This is a genomic window from Sporosarcina contaminans, from assembly GCF_042679045.1.
Lineage (GTDB): Bacteria > Bacillota > Bacilli > Bacillales_A > Planococcaceae > Sporosarcina > Sporosarcina contaminans.
This window is the reverse complement of sequence record NZ_JBHTLT010000134.1, coordinates 11,051-33,670: the sequence shown is the minus strand read 5'-3', so window position 1 is coordinate 33,670 and position 22,620 is coordinate 11,051. Positions and strand designations below refer to the sequence as shown.

25 protein-coding genes and 2 other annotated features are annotated in these 22,620 nt (G+C 43.1%); of the genes, 1 reads left to right on the top strand and 24 read right to left on the bottom strand.

Annotated features, from left to right (window positions below; all coding sequences use genetic code 11):
- Positions 1-146: 146 nt before the first annotated feature.
- The 23 genes from rplL to ACFQ38_RS18310 all read right to left on the bottom strand — a co-directional run bounded on the left by rplL (position 147) and on the right by ACFQ38_RS18310 (position 19,447).
- Positions 147-512 carry a 50S ribosomal protein L7/L12 gene (gene rplL, locus ACFQ38_RS18420; protein WP_336823130.1) on the bottom strand — a complete coding sequence of 122 codons (366 nt, stop codon included), beginning with the start codon at positions 510-512 and terminating at the stop codon, positions 147-149.
- A gap of 64 nt (positions 513-576) precedes the next feature.
- Positions 577-1,077 carry a 50S ribosomal protein L10 gene (gene rplJ / locus ACFQ38_RS18415; RefSeq protein WP_336823131.1) on the bottom strand — a complete coding sequence of 167 codons (501 nt, stop codon included), beginning with the start codon at positions 1,075-1,077 and terminating at the stop codon, positions 577-579.
- A gap of 31 nt (positions 1,078-1,108) precedes the next feature.
- Positions 1,109-1,253, bottom strand: a sequence feature (ribosomal protein L10 leader region).
- A 44-nt stretch (positions 1,254-1,297) separates the two neighbouring features.
- A complete protein-coding gene (rplA, locus tag ACFQ38_RS18410) occupies positions 1,298-1,996 on the bottom strand; it encodes a 50S ribosomal protein L1 (protein WP_336823132.1) in 699 nt (232 codons plus the stop codon).
- A gap of 115 nt (positions 1,997-2,111) precedes the next feature.
- Complete coding sequence (rplK, locus tag ACFQ38_RS18405; protein ID WP_060203386.1) at positions 2,112-2,537, bottom strand: 50S ribosomal protein L11; 426 nt, start codon at positions 2,535-2,537, stop codon at positions 2,112-2,114.
- A gap of 170 nt (positions 2,538-2,707) precedes the next feature.
- Positions 2,708-3,241, bottom strand: coding sequence for a transcription termination/antitermination protein NusG (gene nusG, locus ACFQ38_RS18400; RefSeq protein WP_336823133.1), 534 nt, complete (start codon positions 3,239-3,241; stop codon positions 2,708-2,710).
- Between the two features lie 184 nt (positions 3,242-3,425).
- Positions 3,426-3,611 (bottom strand): preprotein translocase subunit SecE, encoded by a 186-nt coding sequence (gene secE / locus ACFQ38_RS18395; protein WP_336823134.1) that lies wholly within the window; start codon positions 3,609-3,611, stop codon positions 3,426-3,428.
- Positions 3,612-3,721: 110 nt separating this feature from the next.
- Complete coding sequence (rpmG, locus tag ACFQ38_RS18390; protein WP_336823135.1) at positions 3,722-3,871, bottom strand: 50S ribosomal protein L33; 150 nt, start codon at positions 3,869-3,871, stop codon at positions 3,722-3,724.
- Positions 3,872-3,981: 110 nt separating this feature from the next.
- Positions 3,982-4,629 (bottom strand): RNA polymerase sporulation sigma factor SigH, encoded by a 648-nt coding sequence (gene sigH, locus ACFQ38_RS18385; protein WP_336823179.1) that lies wholly within the window; start codon positions 4,627-4,629, stop codon positions 3,982-3,984.
- 73 nt (positions 4,630-4,702) lie between these two features.
- A complete protein-coding gene (locus ACFQ38_RS18380) occupies positions 4,703-5,218 on the bottom strand; it encodes an NYN domain-containing protein (protein WP_336823136.1) in 516 nt (171 codons plus the stop codon).
- A 2-nt stretch (positions 5,219-5,220) separates the two neighbouring features.
- Positions 5,221-5,967 (bottom strand): 23S rRNA (guanosine(2251)-2'-O)-methyltransferase RlmB, encoded by a 747-nt coding sequence (gene rlmB / locus ACFQ38_RS18375; RefSeq protein ID WP_336823137.1) that lies wholly within the window; start codon positions 5,965-5,967, stop codon positions 5,221-5,223.
- Complete coding sequence (locus ACFQ38_RS18370) at positions 5,949-6,395, bottom strand: Mini-ribonuclease 3 (RefSeq protein ID WP_381482752.1); 447 nt, start codon at positions 6,393-6,395, stop codon at positions 5,949-5,951. The genes rlmB and ACFQ38_RS18370 overlap by 19 nt, the downstream gene beginning before the upstream one ends.
- Positions 6,392-7,789, bottom strand: coding sequence for a cysteine--tRNA ligase (gene cysS, locus ACFQ38_RS18365; protein WP_336823139.1), 1,398 nt, complete (start codon positions 7,787-7,789; stop codon positions 6,392-6,394). The genes ACFQ38_RS18370 and cysS overlap by 4 nt, the downstream gene beginning before the upstream one ends.
- Positions 7,770-8,438 (bottom strand): serine O-acetyltransferase, encoded by a 669-nt coding sequence (gene cysE, locus ACFQ38_RS18360; protein ID WP_381482750.1) that lies wholly within the window; start codon positions 8,436-8,438, stop codon positions 7,770-7,772. Before cysE ends, cysS begins: the two co-directional genes overlap by 20 nt.
- Before the next feature lie 217 nt (positions 8,439-8,655).
- Positions 8,656-8,873, bottom strand: a binding site (T-box leader).
- A 52-nt stretch (positions 8,874-8,925) separates the two neighbouring features.
- A complete protein-coding gene (gene gltX / locus ACFQ38_RS18355; RefSeq protein WP_381482748.1) occupies positions 8,926-10,389 on the bottom strand; it encodes a glutamate--tRNA ligase in 1,464 nt (487 codons plus the stop codon).
- Between the two features lie 68 nt (positions 10,390-10,457).
- Entirely contained in the window at positions 10,458-10,934 is a 477-nt protein-coding gene (ispF, locus tag ACFQ38_RS18350; RefSeq protein ID WP_336823142.1) for a 2-C-methyl-D-erythritol 2,4-cyclodiphosphate synthase, read from the bottom strand.
- Positions 10,935-10,946: 12 nt separating this feature from the next.
- A complete protein-coding gene (gene ispD, locus ACFQ38_RS18345) occupies positions 10,947-11,630 on the bottom strand; it encodes a 2-C-methyl-D-erythritol 4-phosphate cytidylyltransferase (protein ID WP_336823143.1) in 684 nt (227 codons plus the stop codon).
- Positions 11,631-11,713: 83 nt separating this feature from the next.
- A complete protein-coding gene (locus ACFQ38_RS18340; protein ID WP_336823144.1) occupies positions 11,714-12,820 on the bottom strand; it encodes a PIN/TRAM domain-containing protein in 1,107 nt (368 codons plus the stop codon).
- Between the two features lie 178 nt (positions 12,821-12,998).
- Positions 12,999-14,372, bottom strand: a complete 1,374-nt coding sequence (gene radA / locus ACFQ38_RS18335; protein ID WP_381482744.1) for a DNA repair protein RadA — start codon at positions 14,370-14,372, stop codon at positions 12,999-13,001.
- Between the two features lie 73 nt (positions 14,373-14,445).
- Entirely contained in the window at positions 14,446-16,890 is a 2,445-nt protein-coding gene (gene clpC / locus ACFQ38_RS18330) for an ATP-dependent protease ATP-binding subunit ClpC (RefSeq protein ID WP_381482742.1), read from the bottom strand.
- A 175-nt stretch (positions 16,891-17,065) separates the two neighbouring features.
- Positions 17,066-18,148 carry a protein arginine kinase gene (locus tag ACFQ38_RS18325; protein ID WP_336823147.1) on the bottom strand — a complete coding sequence of 361 codons (1,083 nt, stop codon included), beginning with the start codon at positions 18,146-18,148 and terminating at the stop codon, positions 17,066-17,068.
- Positions 18,138-18,701 carry a UvrB/UvrC motif-containing protein gene (locus tag ACFQ38_RS18320; protein ID WP_336823148.1) on the bottom strand — a complete coding sequence of 188 codons (564 nt, stop codon included), beginning with the start codon at positions 18,699-18,701 and terminating at the stop codon, positions 18,138-18,140. Before ACFQ38_RS18320 ends, ACFQ38_RS18325 begins: the two co-directional genes overlap by 11 nt.
- 25 nt (positions 18,702-18,726) lie before the next feature.
- Positions 18,727-19,197: a CtsR family transcriptional regulator gene (locus ACFQ38_RS18315; protein WP_336823149.1), complete on the bottom strand. Its 471-nt coding sequence runs from the start codon at positions 19,195-19,197 to the stop codon at positions 18,727-18,729.
- Between the two features lie 82 nt (positions 19,198-19,279).
- Positions 19,280-19,447 (bottom strand): hypothetical protein, encoded by a 168-nt coding sequence (locus tag ACFQ38_RS18310; protein ID WP_381482738.1) that lies wholly within the window; start codon positions 19,445-19,447, stop codon positions 19,280-19,282.
- Positions 19,448-19,586: 139 nt separating this feature from the next.
- Here ACFQ38_RS18310 and ACFQ38_RS18305 point away from each other — a divergent pair, with 139 nt between their 5' ends.
- The gene (locus tag ACFQ38_RS18305; protein ID WP_336823150.1) at positions 19,587-20,165 is read left to right on the top strand and encodes a GNAT family N-acetyltransferase; all 579 of its coding nucleotides are present in this window, start codon (positions 19,587-19,589) and stop codon (positions 20,163-20,165) included.
- A 247-nt stretch (positions 20,166-20,412) separates the two neighbouring features.
- Here the strand turns inward: ACFQ38_RS18305 and ACFQ38_RS18300 are convergent, their stop codons facing one another.
- Positions 20,413-22,092 carry a hypothetical protein gene (locus ACFQ38_RS18300; RefSeq protein ID WP_381482735.1) on the bottom strand — a complete coding sequence of 560 codons (1,680 nt, stop codon included), beginning with the start codon at positions 22,090-22,092 and terminating at the stop codon, positions 20,413-20,415.
- Between the last annotated feature and the right edge of the window lie 528 nt (positions 22,093-22,620).

The window sequence follows — 22,620 nt, the reverse complement described above, 5'->3', positions numbered from 1 at the left end:
CTAGCCAATTTAAAACTAAAAACTACACACTGTTGCATTTTAACGAATTTCTCACTATACACGTTTGTTTTCATCCAGACTCTGCCGGTATAAAAAAACGAAGAAAAGCCCGTCCTTTTCGACGAGCTTTTCTTCACTATTTCAAATTACTTAAGTTCGATAGCTGCGCCAACTTCTTCAAGTTTAGCTTTCATTTCTTCAGCTTCTTCTTTAGAAACGCCTTCTTTAATTGCTTTTGGAGCGTTATCAACTACTTCTTTCGCTTCTTTCAAGCCAAGGCCAGTGATTTCGCGAACAACTTTGATAACTTTAATTTTTTGGTCTCCAGCAGAAGCAAGAACCACTTCGAATTCTGTTTGTTCTGCAGCAGCTTCACCAGCACCTGCACCGCCAACCATTGCAACAGGAGCTGCAGCAGTTACGCCGAATTCTTCTTCGATTGCTTTTACAAGGTCATTCAATTCAAGAACTGTCATTTCTTTAATCGCGTCAAGGATTTGTTCTTTAGTCATTATATTTTCCTCCTAAATAGGTTTTTTCGGGCTTAACCCGTATATTTTCGTTCACGCCACAAACTTAAGCGCCTTGTTCCTCTTTTTGCTCTGCAACTGCTTTTGTCGCAAGCGCGAAGTTGCGCATTGGAGCTTGCAGTACGCTGAGTAGCATAGAAAGAAGTCCTTCGCGGGATGGAAGATCAGCCAATGCTTTCACTTCTTCAACCGATGCGATTGTACCTTCAATCACGCCTGCTTTAATTTCAAGTTGTTCGTTATTTTTAGCAAATTCGTTAAGGATTTTTGCAGGAGCAACAACATCTTCTTCAGAAAATGCGATTGCGTTTGGTCCTGTCAAGTGTTCGTTCAATCCTTCAAGTCCAGCAGCTTCAGCTGCACGGCGAGTCATAGAGTTTTTGTAAACTTTAAAATCGATGCCCGCTTCACGAAGTTGTTTACGAAGCTCTGTCACTTGGCTGACGTTAAGACCGCGATAGTCAACAACGACAACAGAAACAGCTGATTTCAACTTGCCTGAAATCTCTTCAACGACCGCTTGTTTAGCTTCAATAATTTTGCTCATCTTGACACCTCCTATAAGATTTGGGTCACTTATACCGATATGAAAAGCCCTCATGTCATACAAAAGTAGACATGAGGGCTGAAAAGTCGTCATCTTTAATAAAAGAGCGTCTTGTCCTCGGCAGGAAATTAAGCGAAGTACGCACCTGCTGTCTACGGTACAAATGAGTGATTATACAACAAACGAATCTTACTATATGAAAATCAGTTTGTCAATGGTTTTATTTAATTACAACAGATGTTGGATCGATTTTCACTGCAGGACCCATAGTAGTTGTAATGTTTACAGACTTCATATAAGTTCCTTTTGCAGCAGCAGGTTTCGCTTTTTGAATTGTTTCAAAAACAGTCAAGAAGTTCTCTTCAAGCTTTTCGTTATCGAAAGATGCTTTGCCGATAGGAGCGTGGATGATACCAGCTTTATCTGCACGATATTCAACTTTACCTGCTTTGATTTCTTCAACAGCTTTCGCAACATCAAATGTTACAGTACCTGTTTTAGGGTTCGGCATAAGGCCTTTCGGTCCTAATACACGACCGATTTTACCAACTTCACCCATCATGTCAGGAGTTGCAACGATTACGTCAAATTCGAACCAACCTTGTTGGATTTTATTGATGTACTCCGCGTCGCCAACGTAGTCTGCACCAGCAGCTTCCGCTTCTTTTAATTTTTCGCCTTTAGCGAAAACTAATACGCGTTGAGTTTTACCAGTACCGTTTGGAAGCACGACTGCCCCACGGATTTGCTGATCGTTTTTACGAGTGTCAATACCAAGACGGAATGCAACTTCCACAGTAGCGTCAAAGTTTACTGTACTTGTTTTTTTCGCAAGCTCGATCGCTTCTTTTACATCATATGCTTTTGTGCGATCTACAAGCTTCGCCGCTTCAGTGAATTTTTTACCTCTTTTAACCATTATAAATTTCCTCCTCGTTTGTGGTTTTAACGGATTGAACCTCCCACGAATAAGGGTTGCGTGTTCGATGAACAAGCGCAACCCCCACTACAAAGAAACATCGCGATATGGAAAATCAGTCTTCGATCGTGATTCCCATACTGCGTGCAGTACCTTCAACCATTGCCATCGCCGCTTCGACTGACGCCGCGTTTAGATCCTGCATCTTTTGTTCTGCAATTTCGCGAACTTTATCACGTTTTACAGTAGCAACTTTCTTCTTGTTCGGCTCACCAGAACCTTTTTGAAGATTCGCTGCAACCTTCAGCAATACTGCTGCTGGTGGTGTTTTTGTAATGAATGTGAATGAACGGTCCTCGAATACAGTTATTTCAACAGGGATGATTAAGCCTGCTTGATCTGCTGTACGTGCGTTGAAATCTTTACAGAATCCCATGATGTTGACACCTGCTTGACCAAGAGCCGGTCCAACTGGTGGAGCTGGATTCGCTTTACCTGCTGGGATTTGCAATTTAACAATCTTCGTTACTTTTTTAGCCACGAGACACACCTCCTTAAGTCCGTGATGTGGTAATTGGGTCGCCCCTCCCACTCAATATGTGCCTGCCGGTTTCTGCCGGTAGAATTGGTTAATCCGTCCAGACTATTCTGTTGACAGTCTGACCTTTGAAATGATACCACTTTTATGCATGTCTTGCAAGTAGGAATCCCTTATAATTTTTCAACTTGTTCAAAGTCCAGTTCCATAATTGTTTCTCTTCCGAACATGTCGACAGAAACTTTCACCTTGCCTTTGTCCGCATCGATTTCTTCCACTTTTCCTTGGAAATGGGCAAATGGCCCTTCTAAAACTTGAATCATTTCGCCTAACTCATAATCTACTTCTGTTTTACGCTCTTTCATGCCCATTTGCTTAAGGATGAATTCGACCTCTTCCGGCAATAGCGGAGTCGGTTTCGCGCCGCCGCCAGACGAACCGATGAACCCAGTGACACCAGGTGTATTCCGGACAACGTACCATGAATCATCTGTCATGACCAATTCTACAAGGACATAGCCCGGGAAAGTCTTTTTCATAACAGTTTTTTTCTTGCCATCTTTAATATCCGTTTCTTGCTCCTCAGGTATGACAACACGGAATATTTTATCTTGCATGCCCATCGTTTCAACACGTTTTTCCAAGTTGGCTTTTACTTTGTTTTCATAGCCAGAATACGTATGGACAACGTACCAATTTTTCTCCATCTCCATAATGACGAGGACTATACGTCCGTCCCTCCTATTCGTTTGAAATTACGGCACAAACAGCCGAACACTCAATCTTCAGCAAGTATGGCCCGATCCCGACAATTACATTTTTTAAAAATGAAAAAACCCGTTCATACAACAGACGGGATATTTTTCAACAAAAGATATTCATGCTCACTAATTATAACGCAAGATACCATTCCATTACTTCTGAAATGCCCAAGTCGACAAGACCGAAATAAATAGCCATGAAAACAACCGTCGTAATAACGACAATCGTATAACGTGTCAATTGTTTACGTTTTGGCCAGCTAACTTTCCTCATTTCAGAGACGACATCTTTTAAAAATCCGGTTATCTTACCCATGTAATCGTTAACCTCCGAATAATAAATATATTGCTGCCGTGAACTACTATGCCTTTTGAAAGCATAAGAAATATAATCCGCTTTTGCCTTTCTCGAAAGAAAGAATAGCGTTAAACTGTCTGTTTGTGTACTGTATGTGCATTGCAATGTTTGCAAAATTTCTTTACTGTAAGCCGGGTAGTCGGCTCGGCATTGCCAGCCGGAACAACATAATTCCGCGAACCGCATCGGTCGCAGCATAAGATTGTTTTTTTAGACATTTTACCACCCTTGTCTACAGATTCTGGACATTGTCTTGCTAAAGAGTAACACCTTACTACCATGCTGTCAACTTGATGGAAATCCATTGGAAGCTAACAAATATAGCTTTCTATTGCACAACATCCAACTGCATATGTCGCTCCAATTTACGCTTTATTCTCTGCAAGGCATTGTCGACCGATTTCACTTGGCGGTTCAGTTCATCGGAAATCTCCTGATAGGTTTGGCCCTGCAAATAGAGCGACAACACTTGTTTTTCGAGTCCACTTAACACTTTATTGATCTCTTCTTCCATCAAATTAAAATCTTCTTTATGAATCATCAAATCTTCCGGATCGTCAAGAACCGAACCAGCTATAACATCTAACAATGTCCTGTCCGACTCCTCATCGAAAACAGGCTTGTCCAGCGAAACTGACGTATTTAAAGGGATGTGTTTTTGCCGAGTCGCCGTCTTGATGGCCGTAATGATTTGCCTTGTAATACATAGTTCAGCAAAAACTTTGAAAGAACTTAAACGATCACCCTTGAAATCTCTGATTGCCTTGTAAAGTCCGATCATCCCCTCTTGAATGATATCTTCCCGATCTCCTCCCATCATGAAATATGATCGCGCTTTCATTTTAACAAAAGATTGATATTTTGTTATGAGGTAATCAAGTGCATCCGTACTACCATTTTGAATTAGAACAATAATCTCTTCATCGGACAGACAAGTATAATCCGACAAGTTTTCTAGAGCGTAAGTCTTCCCCACCAATTACTACACACCCCGATTCTTATTGCCGTTTCAAACAGTATACCGTATGGAATTTTTTTGCGTCAACAGCTCATTTCATTCCACGTCTCCACTTTTCGAAAATTTCCGCTACTTCATCCGACAGCGGAATCTTTGAAAAAGGGCGCTGATCTTGAATATCTTTTACTTTGTCCGTAATCAATTTATCGATTTCATCCATCTCAATTTTCAATTCTCTTGCAGATTTGCGGAGGGCACCTTGCGCGAAAATGACCCATTGCTCTGTCCGATCCGAAGTAGCGACGTGAATTTGCACTCGTCGCCCGCTTAATTCAGCGACTAATTTCTCAATCCGCTCATCAGCCGTTTCATTTTCACGCGTAAAGATGATCTCCAATTTATGTTTTGAATTTTTCCTTTCAATTCCGGGAACCAAATGCGCGTCAAATAGCACAATGACTCGCCATCCCGTATGCGCTTGGTATTCAGCCATTCGTTCAATGAGCCTGTCCCGCGCGTCCGCAAGCCTTTCTCGTTTCAACTTACGCAGTTCAGGCCAAGCGCCGATCACATTGTAACCGTCGACTAACAAAATATCTTTTTTCATCGTCACGGCTGTTCAGGCGAACGCTTGCGTAACACTTCATACATCAAAATGGAAGCAGCTACAGAAGCGTTCAAGGAAGTAACGTGTCCTACCATCGGCAAATGGTAGAGAAAATCGCATTTCTCTTTCAAAATACGCGACATCCCTTTCCCTTCGCTCCCGATAATAATAGCGAGCGGCAAAGTCGCGTCCATTGAACGATAGTCCTGTGATCCCGCTGCATCTGTTCCGGCAATCCAAACATTTCTCTTTTTTAATTCATCTACAGTTTGAGAAAGATTATTGACACGCACGACAGGGATATGCTCAATCGCACCGGTAGAAGCTTTCGCCACTACTCCAGTCAAACCAACTGAGCGCCGCTTTGGAATGATGACGCCGTGCGCGCCGACTGCATCAGCAGTACGTAGAATGGATCCTAAGTTATGAGGGTCTTCCAATTCATCCAAAATGATGAAGAACGGATCTTCCTCCCGGTTTTCCGCTATCGCAAATAAATCATCAAGCTCTGCATAGCTGTATGCTGCTACCGATGCGATAATCCCTTGGTGATTGACATCTAACATTCCGTCCAATTTTTGCTTCGGAACCGGCTGGACAATGATTCCCGACTTCTTGGCAAGCGACAAAATTTCACCGATGCTTTTTTTATTCAATCCTTCGGCAATGAAGATCTTATTCAATTCCCTGCCCGAGCGGAGTGCTTCTACGACTGGGTTCTTTCCGCCAATCAATTCTGTTTCTTGCATGCTGCCGCCTCCTCTTTCGGTCCTTCCACCATTTTCACCGTTTCCCGAATCACTTCATTGACACGGTCATATCTTTCCAATAAAAATAAATAGCCAATTACCGCTTCAAATCCTGAGCTTTGATTGTAAGTAACCACATCCGTATTTTTCGGAACAGTGCCAGACTTCGCATTGCGTCCGCGGCGCAGAACGGCCTGCTCTTCCTCGGTCAAAAATCCGGTTTCCTGCATTCTTTTGACCGAGGCAGCTTGTGCTTTCGCAGACACGTACTTAGTCGCCTCTCTATGCAATACGTTTGGCTTCACGCGCCCGGAACGAAGAAGATGTTCGCGGATCGCCTGTTCATATACAGCATCTCCCATATAAGCGAGCGCTAATGCATTTAATTGCTTCACATCTGCGGGTCTCAGTTGATACACGCTACTCATCCCCTTTTCCACCTTGTGCCTTGTGCGGTATCTTCCAAAAGGATGCCTTGCGCCTTCAACTTATCACGAATTTCATCTGCCCGGGCAAAGTTGCGCTCTCTTCTTGCCGTTAATCTTTCCTCGATCAAAGCCTCAACTTCCTCATCCAATATACTTTCTTCAAGAAGCGGAATTCCTAACACCGTCATGAGCTGATCAAACAAAGTAATGAAATGTTCTAAAACAACTGTTTCCGTATTCTTTTCCAATAAATACATATTCGACAGCTTCACTAATTCAAAGATCGCCGCAATGCCGTTAGCTGTGTTAAAATCATCGTCCATCGCTTCCTCGAACTGACGAACAATTTCATCCGCTTTATAGATCCAAATATCCTTCTGATCTCCTAAGTTCGCAGAGGAGCTCAACCGATGCTTTACATTATTATAAGCCGTCTCAATACGCTCTAACCCATTCGCCGCACTTTCAACAAGCTCCTGCGAAAAATTCACAGGGTGACGGTAATGGACAGATAGCATGAAGAAACGAAGTACTTTCGGATCAATCTTTTTACGGATATCATGGACTAAAATGAAATTCCCAAGTGATTTTGACATTTTTTCATTATCAATATTAATATAGCCATTATGCATCCAATAACGAGCGAACGGTTCGCCTGTCATCGCTTCCGATTGCGCAATTTCATTTTCATGATGCGGGAATGTCAAATCTTGCCCGCCCGCATGAATATCGATCGTATCGCCCAAATGCTCGCGTGCCATGACCGAGCACTCAATATGCCACCCAGGACGGCCAGGGCCCCATGGACTATCCCAAGATATTTCTCCTTCTTTCGCCGACTTCCATAGCGCAAAGTCTAAAGCATTTTCTTTAATGTCGCTTTCCTCAATCCGGGCACCGACTTTCAATTCGTCGATTGATTGATGGGAAAGCTTGCCATATCCTTCAAACTTCCTTGTCCGGTAATATACATCTCCAGACGACTCGTATGCGTACCCCTTATTGATGAGCACTTGGACGAAAGCGATAATATCATCGATATGCTCCGTCACTCGCGGATGGGCATCCGCTTTGCTGCATCCTAAAGCAGTGACATCTTCGAAGTAAGCATTGATGAACCGCTCTGTCAGCTCTCCAACTTCCTCGCCTAATTCATTAGCTGTTTTTATAATTTTATCATCCACATCTGTAAAGTTGGAAACAAATTTCACGTCATAGCCTCTATATTCGAGATATCTGCGCACCATATCAAATACGATAACTGGTCTCGCATTCCCAATATGAATGTAGTTATATACGGTAGGTCCGCAAACGTACATTTTCACCTTGCCTTCCTCTAAAGGAATGAAAGGCTCCTTTTTCCTCGTCAATGTGTTATATATTTGTATACTCATCTTTTTCTCCCTCTTTCTTTTCCAATTGAGCAAGACGTTTCTTCAACTGCATAATCTCGTTTTCAAGACGATTACAAGTATCTGCAACAGGATCAGGCATCTTATGATGATCCAATCTATCCTTAACGCGGACACCATTCATCATGACCACTTTCCCCGGGATTCCAACGACCGTTGAATCTGCCGGTACATCCTTCAACACGACTGATCCTGCACCGATTTTACTGTTTTCTCCAATCGTAATCGATCCTAATACTTTTGCACCTGAAGCAACTAACACATTATTATGCAACGTAGGATGGCGTTTTCCTTTTTCCTTCCCTGTTCCTCCTAATGTGACACCTTGGTAGAGCGTTACATCATCACCGATTTCACAAGTTTCCCCGATGACAATACCCATTCCGTGGTCAATGAAGAGACGCCTACCAATCCGCGCTCCCGGATGGATTTCAATGCCAGTCAAAAAGCGGCCTACTTGCGAAATCACCCTTGCGATGAACAATAATTTTCTTTTATAAAACCAATGTGCAATCCGATGCAGCCAAACCGCATGCAATCCTGAATACGTCAATATCACTTCAATTGAACTTCTCGCCGCAGGGTCCTGTTCAAAAACGCATCGTATATCTTCCTTCATCCGACGGAACACTTGCCTTCCTCCTTTATTAACTGATGAAATACGCATAAAGCAGCCCAAAAGCGCATAAAAGCCCATCTATGATCCATAAATGCCGGCCTCATGTGCACACAGTCTATCAAAAGCGCATAAGCACCTTCCTAAGCGCATATCGCTCTCCAAAAGCGCATAAGCACCGCTTTACACGTCTTCAAAGCAAAGCAATAAAAAACGCCTCTGTCCATAAATAGACAGAGACGCAAAAATGCGCGGTTCCACTCCACTTGAAAAGGCTTCTGCCTTTCCCGCTTAAGGCCGCTAACGCCGGCAAGACGTCTATGCCTACTATGATTCGGCACAGCGCTCAAAGGGGCATTTCCAAATCGCAGAGGCACGGATCACTTTCAGCCGGTGATGATCCTCTCTAATGAGCATGCAATCTGTACTTCTCCTTCTCAATGCTTTCGTTCAATATAGATGTATGTCAATTTTACATAGAATGTTTAAAATGTCAACTACATTACGCTTTTGCGAATTTCGCAACCCGCTCAATTGTTTTTTCCTTGCCGATCAAAGCGATGGAATCCGGTAATTCCGGACCGTGCGCTTGCCCAGTCGTTACGACACGAATCGGCATGAATAGGTTTTTCCCTTTATGACCCGTCTCTTTTTGCACTTCTTTAATTGCCGCTTTAATTGCCGCTGGCTCAAATGTTTCAAGCGCCTTCAATTGACGTTCGAAAGAAGCCATCACTTCAGGAACTTGCTCTCCGGAGAGAATTTCCTTGGATTGTTCATCATATTCAATATCATCGTTGAAGAATTGGGCTGTCAATTCGACAATTTCTGCACCATAGCTTAATTGCGCTTGGTACAGGGCGATCAAGTCATGAACCCATTTGCGTTCCTCTTCGGTCATTTCCTGATTGACACGGCCAGCTGCCTGAAGATGCGGCAATGTCAGATCAATTACCTCATCCAAGCTCAATTTCTTCACATATTGGTTGTTCATCCAAGTCAGTTTTTGCTTGTCAAACATAGAAGGCGACTTCGATAAACGACTTTCATCGAACATCTCGATCAACTGTTCACGTGAGAAGATTTCCTCTTCCCCACCTGGAGACCAGCCTAACAGCGCAAAGAAGTTGAACATTGCATCTGGCAAATAGCCTAACTCTTTATATTGTGAAATGAATTGAATAATTGATTCGTCACGCTTCGAAAGTTTTTTACGATCTTCATTGACAATTAACGTCATATGACCGTAACGAGGAGATTCCCATCCGAACACATCGTAAACCATCAGTTGCTTTGGCGTGTTTGTCAAATGTTCTTCACCACGGAAAACATGGGATATTTTCATTAAATGGTCATCGACAACAACAGCAAAGTTGTACGTAGGGATACCATTTGCTTTCACAAGAACCCAGTCGCCAATATCTTTCGATTCAAAGGAAACAGAGCCGCGCACAAGATCATCGACTTCATATGTTACATTCTCAGGTACTCTCATGCGGATCGTATACGGCATGCCTGCCGCTTCCTTCTCCGCAACTTCTTCAGCAGTCAAATTACGGCATGTACCTGCGTACATCGGCGCTGCCACTCCTGCAGCTTTTTGTCTTTCACGTTCCGCTTCCAATTCTTCAGAAGTACAGAAGCATTTATACGCATGGCCTTTCTCCAACATTTCTTGCGCATACTTTGTATATAATTCAAGTCTTTCCATTTGACGATACGGACCGTATTCGCCGCCAACGTCAACAGACTCATCGTGTTCGATGCCTAACCATTTCAAGTTATCCAGCTGTGATAATTCGCCAGCCTCAATATTTCTTTCCGTATCCGTATCTTCAATACGGACGATGAATTTGCCGCCGTGATGACGTGCAAACAAATAGTTGAATAAAGCCGTCCGTGCACCGCCAATATGTAAATGGCCGGTCGGGCTCGGCGCATAGCGTACGCGTACTTCAGTTGTCATATTCGTGCATCTCCGTTCTTATTTGATTCAGTGTCATTTTAACACTGCTTCATTCAATTTGAAAGAACTCAATCTTTCATGAGAAGAATCGTCGCCATAGAAGCGATTCCTTCTCCACGCCCAGTGAATCCCAATTTCTCCGTCGTTGTCGCTTTTACATTCACTTGGGACACGTCTGCCTTCAATAGCTCGGCAATTCTCGAACGAATCGCATCAATATGTGGCGCCATTTTCGGTTTTTGGGCAATAATCGTACAATCAATATTGCCTAAACGATATCCTTTCTCTTCTACAAGCGCCCATATTTTCTCCAATAAAACCGCAGAATCCGCATCCTTGAATGCAGCATCCGTATCCGGGAAATGCCTGCCAATATCTCCTTCACCGATTGCCCCAAGTGCCGCATCCGTCACTGTATGCAATAAAACATCCGCATCTGAATGGCCTGTCAGCCCTTTCTCGTACGGAATCGTAACTCCCCCAATAATTAAAGGGCGCCCTTCCTCAAACTGATGTACATCAAACCCTTGCCCAATACGGATCATCATCATTTCCTCCTACCGACCTTGCCTCAATAGCGCTTCGCCAAACACTATGTCTTCTTTCGTCGTCATTTTCACATTTTCATACGTACCTTCAACAATTCGCACAGAGTAGCCTAAACGTTCAACAATCATCGATTCGTCTGTGCCTAAAAATCCTTCGGCCTCCGCTTTATCGGAAGCTTCCTTCAATATAGCATAACGGAATGCCTGCGGTGTTTGGATTGACCAAAGTTTCGAACGCTCAACGGTTTCCGCAACCATTCCATCTTCAACAATCTTTATCGTATCCTTTACCGGAACACCGGCAACAGCCGCTCCATGCACGCTCGCAACTTCAACCAATTTGCCGATGACTTCATGTTCAATAAAAGGCCGAGCCGCGTCATGAACAAGAACAACGCCATTACCCTCATATGCTCGCAGGCAGGCAGCTACGCTCTGTTGTCGCTCGTTGCCACCTTCGACAAGAGCCACCACTTTCGATATGCTAAACCGATTAAGCATCGATTCAATCACTGTCCGTTCTGATTCCTTTATCGACAGAATGATGTTTGAACAGGAGGCATCATTTTCAAAAACCTCAAGCGTATGAATCAATATCGGCTTGCCATCCAATTTAAGAAAAAGCTTGTTCATACCGGCGCCCATGCGCTGCCCACTTCCTGCAGCAGGTATCATAACTGTATAACGTTCCATCTTCAAATCCTCATCTTTCTTGCCAACCAATTGACTTCGGTCTAATCGGACCGGATTTTCCTATTACATTCGACCGGATAATATCAGTTCGCTTTGGCGCTTTTCCCGTTTTTAGGCTTTGCAAAAATCATGCGGCCAGCAGAAGTTTGCAAGACACTTGTTACAACGACGTCAATGGATTGGCCAATTTGTGATCTTCCATCTTCAATGACAATCATCGTCCCATCTTCCAAATAAGCGACGCCCTGATTGTATTCCTTGCCATCCTTAATGACAGCCACATGCATTTCCTCACCTGGAATGACGACAGGCTTCACAGCATTCGCCAAATCGTTAATATTCAACACGGATACCCCATGCAAATCAGCGACTTTATTCAAATTGAAATCATTTGTCACGACAAGGCCATTCATTTGCTTCGCTAAGCGGACCAATTTTAAATCCACTTCTGCGACATCGTTAAAATCCACATCTGTAATCAAAATATTCGGACCGTCATCTGTTTGTAGACGCTTTAGCACATCCAGACCTCGTCTCCCTTTCGTCCTTTTCAATGTATCCGATGAGTCGGCGATATGCTGCAACTCTGTTAAAACGAATTGAGGAACAACGAGCAGACCTTCTAAAAAACCTGTTGCGGCAATGTCCGCAATTCTGCCGTCAATAATGACACTTGTATCAAGTATTTTATTCATTTTCGATTGGGGGCCGCGAGCAGACGCATCACTTGCCTCTTTCTTTTTAGGCGTATTGCTTCTCATCGCCAAGACAGCATGAAGAAATTCTTCTCTCTTTTTAAATCCAACTTGGAAACCAAGGTACCCTAATAAGATGGAGAGCAGGACGGGCAGAACAGATGTAATGAATCCAATTTCCACACTGCTCAGACCAAAGCTGACGAGAAAAGCGACACTTAAACCTACAATCAGACCAATTGTTCCAAACAGCAAATCGAAAATAGGGGTCTTCAATAGCCGGTCTTCCATCCACTTAATGAAATTTACAATAGGATCCGTAACTACAAGACCGATGAGTGATAGTAAAACAGCACCCAAAGTTGCGGCAACATACGGATTGTCGATCACCGGCTTCGAGGTAAATGAAGATAAAGAAAATAAATGCGGTAAAAATAAAACACCAAGCGTTCCACCAATGAGGATCAATCCGATCTGAACCACTCTTTTCAACATGTACAACACCTCCTTATCTTACTTTTAACTATACATGTTTTCCATTTTTTCCGCCGTTCAGAACCTTCCTACAATACATTTTTCATTCTTTATTAGGAGCGTTTTAAAATAAATGAAGTTCCGAAGTAGGAGAAAAAGAAGGACATCGGAACTGCTTTTCCAACAGTTCCGTGAACTTTTACTGTCCAAACGCAACTTGCATCGCATCTTTAATTGTTTCGACGCCTACAACTTGAATCCCTGCCGGATAATCCCACCCTCCAAGATTCGAAGACGGGATAATGGCGCGCTCAAACCCCAATTTTGCCGCTTCTGTCACCCGTTGTTCTATGCGAGAAACACGGCGCACCTCGCCGGTGAGCCCCACCTCTCCGATAAAACAATCGGAAATCCCTATGGACGCATCCCGATAACTCGAAACGATGCTCATTAACACTGCTAAGTCAATCGCAGGCTCATCTAATTTAACGCCGCCAGCGACTTTTATATAAGCATCCTGCGCCTGCAAAAGCATGCCCATACGCTTTTCCAAGACAGCCATTAATAATGAAACTCGGTTTTGATCAAGCCCTGTCGCCATGCGCTTCGGATAATTGAAGCTCGACGGTGTGACAAGTGCTTGAATTTCGACCAAGATAGGCCTCGTACCTTCCATAGACGCGACAACAGTCGATCCCGCCCCTCCTTGTGAACGCTCTCTAAGAAACAGTTCAGAAGGGTTTAACACTTCTTTCAGCCCGGATTGCAGCATTTCAAAAATAGCAATCTCATTCGTTGAGCCAAATCTATTTTTGACACTTCGCAAAATCCTATACGTATGATGGCGTTCTCCTTCAAAATAGAGGACCGTGTCAACCATATGTTCAAGTAAACGAGGACCGGCAATCTGGCCATCTTTCGTTACATGTCCAACAATGAAGATTGCGATGTTCTGCGTTTTTGCAATCCGCATAAGTTCTGCTGTACACTCGCGTACTTGCGACACACTCCCAGGAGCTGAAGTGACCTCTGGATGATGGATCGTTTGAATGGAATCTGCAATAACAAATTGTGGCTTCACATCGTTAATCGTTTCATGGATTTTTGATAAATCCGTTTCGGCGTAAATAAATAGTTCATCTGATTTAACGCCCAATCGTTCTGCTCTCAGCTTCGTCTGCCGAATCGATTCTTCACCAGAAATATAGAGGACGCGCTGTTTTTTATTGGCAAGCAATGAAGACACTTGCAGCAACAAAGTCGATTTACCTATGCCCGGATCACCGCCGATTAAAACAAGTGAACCAGGAACGATCCCACCGCCTAATACGCGGTTCAACTCATCAAGATCAGTTTCTACGCGCGGCTCCTCCACCGTTTCAATTGCACTAATCGGCATTGCCTTGCTTTGAATTGTTTCCGTATGCTGAAATGCTCCACGCGGCCCTTTCTGTACAAATTCAACTTCTTCATCCATCGTATTCCATTCCCCGCAGCCCGGACATCTGCCCATCCATTTCGGAGATTCGTAACCGCAATCCCGGCACATGAACTTCACTTTTTTCTTCGCCATAAAATCCTCCATATATGAAAAAGATAGCCCTTCTTTGTAGAAATCATTCTACAGAAGGGCCATTCTATTTTCATTATTTCTCCGTCGCAACCATTTTTTCAGTTTTTACAACAAATTGATTATCTTCTACATCGACAATCACTTTGCCACCCATTAAGTCTTTGCCTTTCAACAACTCTTCTGATAAGCGGTCTTCAACATGCTTTTGGAGAGCTCTGCGCAATGGGCGTGCCCCGTATTCAGGGTCGTAGCCTTCATCCGCAATTTTGTTTTTCGCCTCATCCGTTAGGACGAGTTCAATATCTTGCTCAGCAAGACGTTTTGTTAACTCATCGGACATTAACGTAACAATTTCACGCAATTGTTCTTTTTCCAATGAGTGGAATACGATCATTTCGTCTACACGATTCAAGAACTCCGGACGGAATGCCTTTTTAAGAGCATCCAACATACTCTTCTTCATATCATCATAATCTCTTTCGCCGTCTTGCAAATTAAAGCCGACATAGCGGTTTTTCTTCAATGTTTCTGCTCCAACGTTTGATGTCATAATGACAACCGTATTCCGGAAATCTACTGTACGGCCTTTCGAATCGGTCAAACGACCATCCTCAAGCACTTGAAGAAGGATATTGAAAACATCGGGATGTGCTTTTTCAATTTCATCCAACAAGACGACCGAGTACGGTTTCCTGCGAACTTTTTCTGTTAGCTGTCCACCCTCGTCATAACCTACATATCCCGGTGGAGATCCGACCAAACGTGAAGTTGCATGTTTTTCCATGTACTCGGACATATCGATACGAATCATCGCGTCTTCATCGCCAAACATCGATTCAGCCAACGCTCTGGCCAACTCGGTTTTACCGACACCTGTAGGACCTAAGAAGATGAAGGAGCCGATCGGACGTTTTGGATCTTTCAACCCTGCACGCGCTCTTCGGATCGCACGAGAAATCGCTGTCACTGCTTCTTTCTGCCCGATGACGCGTTCATGCAAATGCTCTTCCATATTCAATAACTTCGCAGACTCGGTCTCCGCAATCTTTGCAACCGGTATGCCGGTCCACATCGCTACAACTTCGGCAATGTCATTCACAGTCACTTCAGACTCTTTCTTGCCCTGTTTTTCTTTCCATTCTGTTTTCGTTCTTTCGAGCTCGTCTTTCATCTTTTGCTCTTTGTCTCGGAATGATGCTGCTTTTTCAAACTCTTGACTTTGTACCGCTGCATTCTTTTCATGTCGAATCGCTTCTAATTTCGCTTCCAACTCTTTTAAATCCGGCGGAGTCGTGTAGGAGCGCAAGCGCACTTTTGAACCCGCCTCATCAATCAAGTCAATTGCTTTGTCTGGCAAGAAACGATCTGAAATATATCTGTCTGACATTTTCGCTGCCGCTTCAATTGCCTCATCCGTAATTTTTACGCGATGATGCGCTTCATAACGGTCACGCAAGCCGTTGATAATTTGAATCGTTTCATCCACAGTTGGCTCATCAACTTGGATCGGCTGGAATCTTCTTTCAAGCGCAGCATCTTTCTCGATATATTTGCGGTATTCATCGAGCGTTGTGGCACCGATGCATTGCAGTTCACCGCGGGCAAGTGACGGCTTCAAAATATTCGATGCATCGATAGCGCCTTCCGCTCCACCAGCACCAATCAACGTATGCAACTCGTCTATGAATAAAATGATATTGCCCGCCTGACGGATTTCTTCCATCACTTTCTTCATGCGGTCTTCAAATTCTCCACGATATTTTGTTCCCGCGACAACAGTTCCCATATCCAATGTCATGACACGTTTGTCACGCAAAATTTCAGGAACTTCATTATTAACAATTTGTTGCGCGAGCCCTTCTGCAATAGCCGTCTTACCTACACCCGGCTCACCGATTAGTACCGGATTGTTTTTCGTCCGTCTTGCCAACACTTCGATCACACGTGTAATTTCTTTGCTACGACCGATGACCGGATCCAACGTTCCTTCACGGGCCACTTCTGTTAAATCGCGAGCCAAGCTGTCCAAAGTCGGCGTTGACGCAGATGAAGAATTACTTTGCGTACCGACTGAGCTGTCATTATTTCCTAATAGCTGAAGTACTTGTTGTCTTGCGCGGTTCAAACTAACGCCGGCATTATTTAACACTCTTGCTGCCACGCCTTCTCCTTCACGGATCAACGCCAAAAGAATATGCTCCGTGCCGATATAGGAGTGACCTAATTTTCTAGACTCATCTACAGACAGTTCAATCACTTTTTTCGCTCTTGGCGTATAGTGTACAATCGGACCGACTTCTTTCGTACCGGAACCAACGAGGCTTTCTACTCCTTTTTCAATTGTTTCAAAGCTGACGTCTATCGCTTCGAGTGCTTTAGCAGCGATGCCACCGCCTTCACGAATCAATCCTAATAAAATATGTTCGGTACCGATGGATTCATGTTTTAATCGAATCGCTTCTTCTTGAGCTAATTGCAAAACTTTTTGCGCACGCTGCGTAAAACGATTAAACATCATATACGATCACTCCTCTTTATCAAATACCCTAATTAGGGTCGATTCTGACCTTCAAACTTCACATAACGGGAGAGAGACGCCGCCTATAAAACATAGGCGACCTACTACTCGTTTTGACTTTGACTATCTTTGACTTAATTATACAGAGCGTTCACGATCAATGCAAAACAGACGCTCATTCTTCCGAGGAATTTTCTGTTGATTGCCGATCGACATGCAATCTTTCTCGAAATAGCTTTGCCCTAAAAATATCCCTTTCCTCCGCAGTCAATTCGGAGCCAGCGTATTGTTGGAGAAAACCAGGCTGCATGAAGATCATCAATTCATTCAAAATAATCATGTCGATATCTTCAATAATGCCTAAGTCTATGCCGAGGCGTACGTCGGAAAGACATCTCGCCGCTTCTCCCGAAGGCAATAGCCTTGCATATGAAATGATGCCCAATGAGCGGAAAAGCTTATTTTCCAAAGCGATTTTGGATTTAGACAGCAATAGTTCGCGTGAGCGCCTTTCATGAGCAATTAATCGCAATACAATGTTTTTCAACTCAGATAGAATTTCCTCTTCCGTCTTACCAAGCGTTGTCTGATTTGACACTTGATATACATTCCCTGGCGCTTCACTTCCTTCGCCGTAGCTGCCGCGCACGACCATACCTAATCTCGTAATAGCCGGAATGATCCTTTCAATCTGTTTCGTAATGGTCAACGCCGGCAAATGCATCATGACAGATGCCCGCATTCCAGTACCGGTATTCGATGGACAACTCGTCAAATAACCGAAATCCTCATCGAAAGCATACGGCAGTTCATTTTCAAGATAATTATCAACTGAATCTGCATGCTCGTAAGCATTTTCTAATTGGAAACCAGGATAAATGCATTGTATTCGGATATGATCTTCTTCATTGACCATGATGCTGAGCGTCTCGTCTTCTGATAAAATAACAGCGCCATGGCGGTCCGGATTTATCAACTGAGGACTAACTAAATGCTTTTCTACTAATACTTGCCTCTCCAATGCGGGAATATCCGACATCTTCATATAGGCATACCCGTTTTCATTAGAATTAAGCAAAGATGCTGTAACTGCTTCATCGACCTTTTGTGCTTCCTCTTCAGTAGACGCTATCGGAAAACGATGCCCTCTCAAGTTGCGTGCAAGCCTAATACGGGTCGACATAACTATATCGGATTGCTCTCCGTGAGAAGTCATCCATCCCGTAGTCGCATGCTTCATGAATTTATCAATTGACATGGCCGTTTGCACCTCCATCGCCACTTTCTGATAGACGTTGCTTCAATTCATTTACTTCATCACGCAATATCGCAGCTTCTTCAAATCGCTCTTCCGCAATAGCATCTTGCATTCTCACTCGAATTTCTTCTATTTTCTTCTTCAAAGCAAAATGTTCATTGAATGAAATTGGAATCTTGCCAACATGTTTTGTATGGCCGTTATGAAGCTTTCCTAATATACGCGGCAATTTATCTCTAAATGTATCATAGCAAGTCGGACATCCAAATTTGCCAATTTCCATGAAGCGTTTGAAAGTCAACTCACATTCTGGACATTTCGGCCCTTCCGGCGCACTTTCCCTCGTTTGCTGATACGGCTGAAATTCTGTTCCACCAAACCAATGAGAAAGGAATTGTTGGATGGACAACGGTTCCTGATTCGGATCGAATTGAAACATTTGCGATTGGAATGCGCATTTTTCACAAAGATGTCGCTCCGAAGTGCCGCTCATACTTTCTTGTGTAAATATGACAGACGCCGGTCTTTCTTTACAGTTGTCACAGTTCATCATTGCCACCTCGTCCTTATCAAATTTATCATTCCATTTGTTCGTATAGTAACGTCAATAGCATCGCCTGCAAAATTCGAGCCCTTATGACATCTCGTTCGGGCAATGGATAATGGAGCGTCGTACGATCAACCGCTGCAAGTATGATTTTAGCTTCGCGCATGGAGATAACCTTATCTTCCAATAGCCTATGTACTACATCTTCAGCCATCGTATAAGTCGCTCCATTTTGCAATCCTTCCAAAATATGCTCGATCAATTCCTTATGCGAATTTGCTTGGATACGATAAATACGAATGTATCCTCCGCCACCCCGTTTTGACTCGACCGCATAACCGCGCTCCAATGTGAATCGGGTATTAATAACATAGTTGATCTGAGAAGGCACACATTGAAATTTTTCCGCAATTTCACTTCTTTTAATCTCAATAGCGCCTTTATCTTCCTTTTCGATAATCGCCTTCAAATACCCTTCTATAATATCTGAAATGTTACGCATCCTATTCACCTCTTCTCTTAGATGTCCATTCGCTGACTTTGACTATATTTGACTTAATTGTACATGAAAAAAGTCCTTAAAATCAATCGATAAGCAATGTGAAAAGATGTATGTTTAAAGTTTTAAAAATCGGGTATTTATCTTTTTGAGGATTTTTTCTGACCTCTTTTTCCTCTTCTTCGAGCGGGCTTAGGACGGATGAAGATGATTGAGGCAAACAATCATCTTTTATCATGTCCGTCCTTTTCACCCTCTCTACCCCATTTGCACACCCGATACTCGCTCTATAATCAGTTGAATCTTGAACACAGAGGGGCATTCAAGTAGCTGATGATTCATGTTCTATCTTATGCATATTTTCACACCTATTAACGGAGGAGAATCTAAAAATGAACTGGTATGATAAGCTTAGCGAATATTTTCCAATTGAAGAAATGAAGTCGAAAGAACATATGGATGCACTTTTGAAAGATAAAAATAATGTTTATCGAAAAGAAGAAGGCCTCCACCACGTTCTAATGTATGCAGAAACGGAAACATTCATCTTTATCGATTATTTATATGTCTCCGAAAAATCACGTGGCATGGGCATAGGCAAAAAGTTAATAGCATCATTAAAACAGAAAGGAAAACCGATTATACTTGAAGTGGAGCCGCTCGATTATAAAGATACGGATACCGAGAAAAGACTGCGGTTTTATGCCAGAGAGCAATTTCACCATGCAAGAAGAATTGGTTATAGTAGAAGATCGCTATCAACAGGTAAGCAAAATGAAATGGAAATTCTCTATTGGTCGCCAACCGAAGCAGATGAAGAAGCGGTTTACGAAGCGATGAAAACAACATACGAAGAAATCCACACGTATAAGGATGAGACTTTCTACGGCGATCAATACGAACCGACCGATAAAGTTCTCACTTTTAAAACAGAAGGGAAAAAGAACATTTTAGATTCCTTTCGTTCATGATAGGAATCATTAGCTACATGGAGGATTTTCCCTCCGCTTTTTTTATTCCTTTTCCAGCCCGCGTGAAACTCTTTAAACATCTTGCAGTAATGAAACAGAATTCGACAAACTGTTCGCCTTTATCCGAGCATTGCCTTTTACGGATGGACTTAAAGAGGAATATGTCATGAATGTCACCTAACTTAGCAATTTGTCGACTTACAACAGGAAAAGGCAGCCCCCAGAAAATAAGACGGCTGCCTCTTTACTATTCGATTGTTAAATTTTTCATTTCTTTCACAGTAAGGAATAGCTCTCCTGTTTCGTAAAACGTAATGGCGAGACGATCGCCTTCCTGTACATAGATCGAAAGCGGAATTGCTTCCGTCGATACGATATAATTTTTGCCATCATCACCCAACACGGAAACAATCGTGAAGTCGCCTACACGTTCTTTATATACACGGACAACATTGACCGTCGTCTTCACTTCCTCAGCATTCGAGCTTCCATCAACCGTACTGCCGCCACGCTGCAAAGCTGTTTTATAAAGCTTCAATGCCTCATTCGGCGAATTTGCATAGACAGAGATCTCGGGATTCGCCGCCGAAACGATAAAGTAGTTTTGTAGGAACCCATTTGAATCAAGCACCGGCGTCAGCCAACTCGCTTCACCGTAAAAGTTATAAAGTACCGGCATTTCCCCGGACCATTTCTTTTCAATGAACTTCTTCTCGATTATTTGTAAAGTGCCTTGGGAATCCATATACGATTCTTCCAAATTACCTGTATAATAAATCCCTTCGCCCGTTCGACCATCCGTTAGCGCATAGCCTAACATCGAATCAACTTCCTCTTTCGGGCTCGTAAAGTCAGTGAAATAATACATATGCCCATTTTCATCGAATACCGGGCTGACATTCGCCTCTACTCCTTCGTCTGAAGGCAATTTCACATCTTTTTTCCCGATAATTGAGTTCCAAAAACCATGAATATATTTCCCGAAATAACTGTTTTGAAGACTGACCGCTTCTGGTGAAACTGCGCCGTCAACAAACTCCGGCACTTCCTCAAGTGAATATTGTTCCACTTCCCCTGTTTCCGGGTCTACCATAACGATCCCTTTCACGTCAAAGCCGTTCCGCGCAGTAATGAACTCACCATAAGAGCGGATATAATGCGGCTTGCCCTCATCATCAATTTCAAGTTGCACATCACCATAAAAAATTAAATTCGGCTTTGCCATACGCATATGACGTTCCACTTGTTTATGGAAGTACGACGATGGTGTATAGGCCATTTCCGTCTTTACAAACTTCGGATTATCATTCGAATCTGTCGCGCTCATCGTAAAATAGCCCGGAGTCGTCTTACCATTCCACCATTTAAAGAAGCCCGAAAACTTTACAGGAGCGATATAAACAAATTTCCCATCCACTTTTTGAATTTGCAAATGGCCCAATTCATAGTAGCTCGTATTCGGTACTTGCCCAAATGCCTTCTTCATTTTATTCCGCGCAAATTTAGGCGGCACACTTGCTGGTGTCTTCGTTTCATCAAACGCCTTGATTTCCACTTGCTGCTCCATTTCCATCGCCGCAAACTTTTTATTTGCGTTGAAAACCGGTGCGCTTAGAATATACGCCCCAACGCATAGTGCCCCTAAAAAGAGCACAACCTTGGCGCTTCGTTCCTTTCCTGTCGAAAGCAGCGCCCCAATAAAAGTAACAATAAGAAGCAACGCCCAAAGCGATGTCCAATTCCGATCCATGTTCGTTATATAATAAATTGCAAAGGTAATGACAGTCATTGCAACAACTGTCGCAGATAGAGCAGCAATCCTATTGAATGCCGCCTCACCGCTCTCTTTCTTTACCGCTGTAAACGGAACAATAACCATTGCCGAAATGATGCCCGCCACTAATGAAAACAATAATAAGTGTGTCATACAAAACTCCTCTTTTATTTGGGATTATCACCTACTCTTTTATACGGTTGAGCAAGACGATCGTTTCACATAAATTAAAAATACCGGCATAAGGCTTTTATCAAAAAACGTATAAACAGTTCCCTTAACACAAACGATAACTGAAAACGGGTACTACGACATGCCATGCGCATAAATCTTAAATCATTTTAAAAAACTCATAAAGCACTTTCGTTCTCCAAAGAACAGTGGTGAGGTTAACTTGACCCTTCTCACTGTCAAGGGTTCGCGGAAAGATGCCGATTGGTAGACCTCATTCCGTTCAATTGTAAGGAATAGTTATTTAAACAATTTTTAGGTACACTTCCATCCAAATCAATTTTACCGTTGTCATGGTCGAGTTAAATTTGGATTTATCCAGCTGCAGGTGTTTTGAGCGTACAAACCTGCAGTCTGCCTGACTTTACCGTTCTTTTACCATTACAAAGTTTTGGTGTTTTTCCTTAAAAACCAAAAGTAGATTGTCAACAATAGTAAAACAATTGGGGT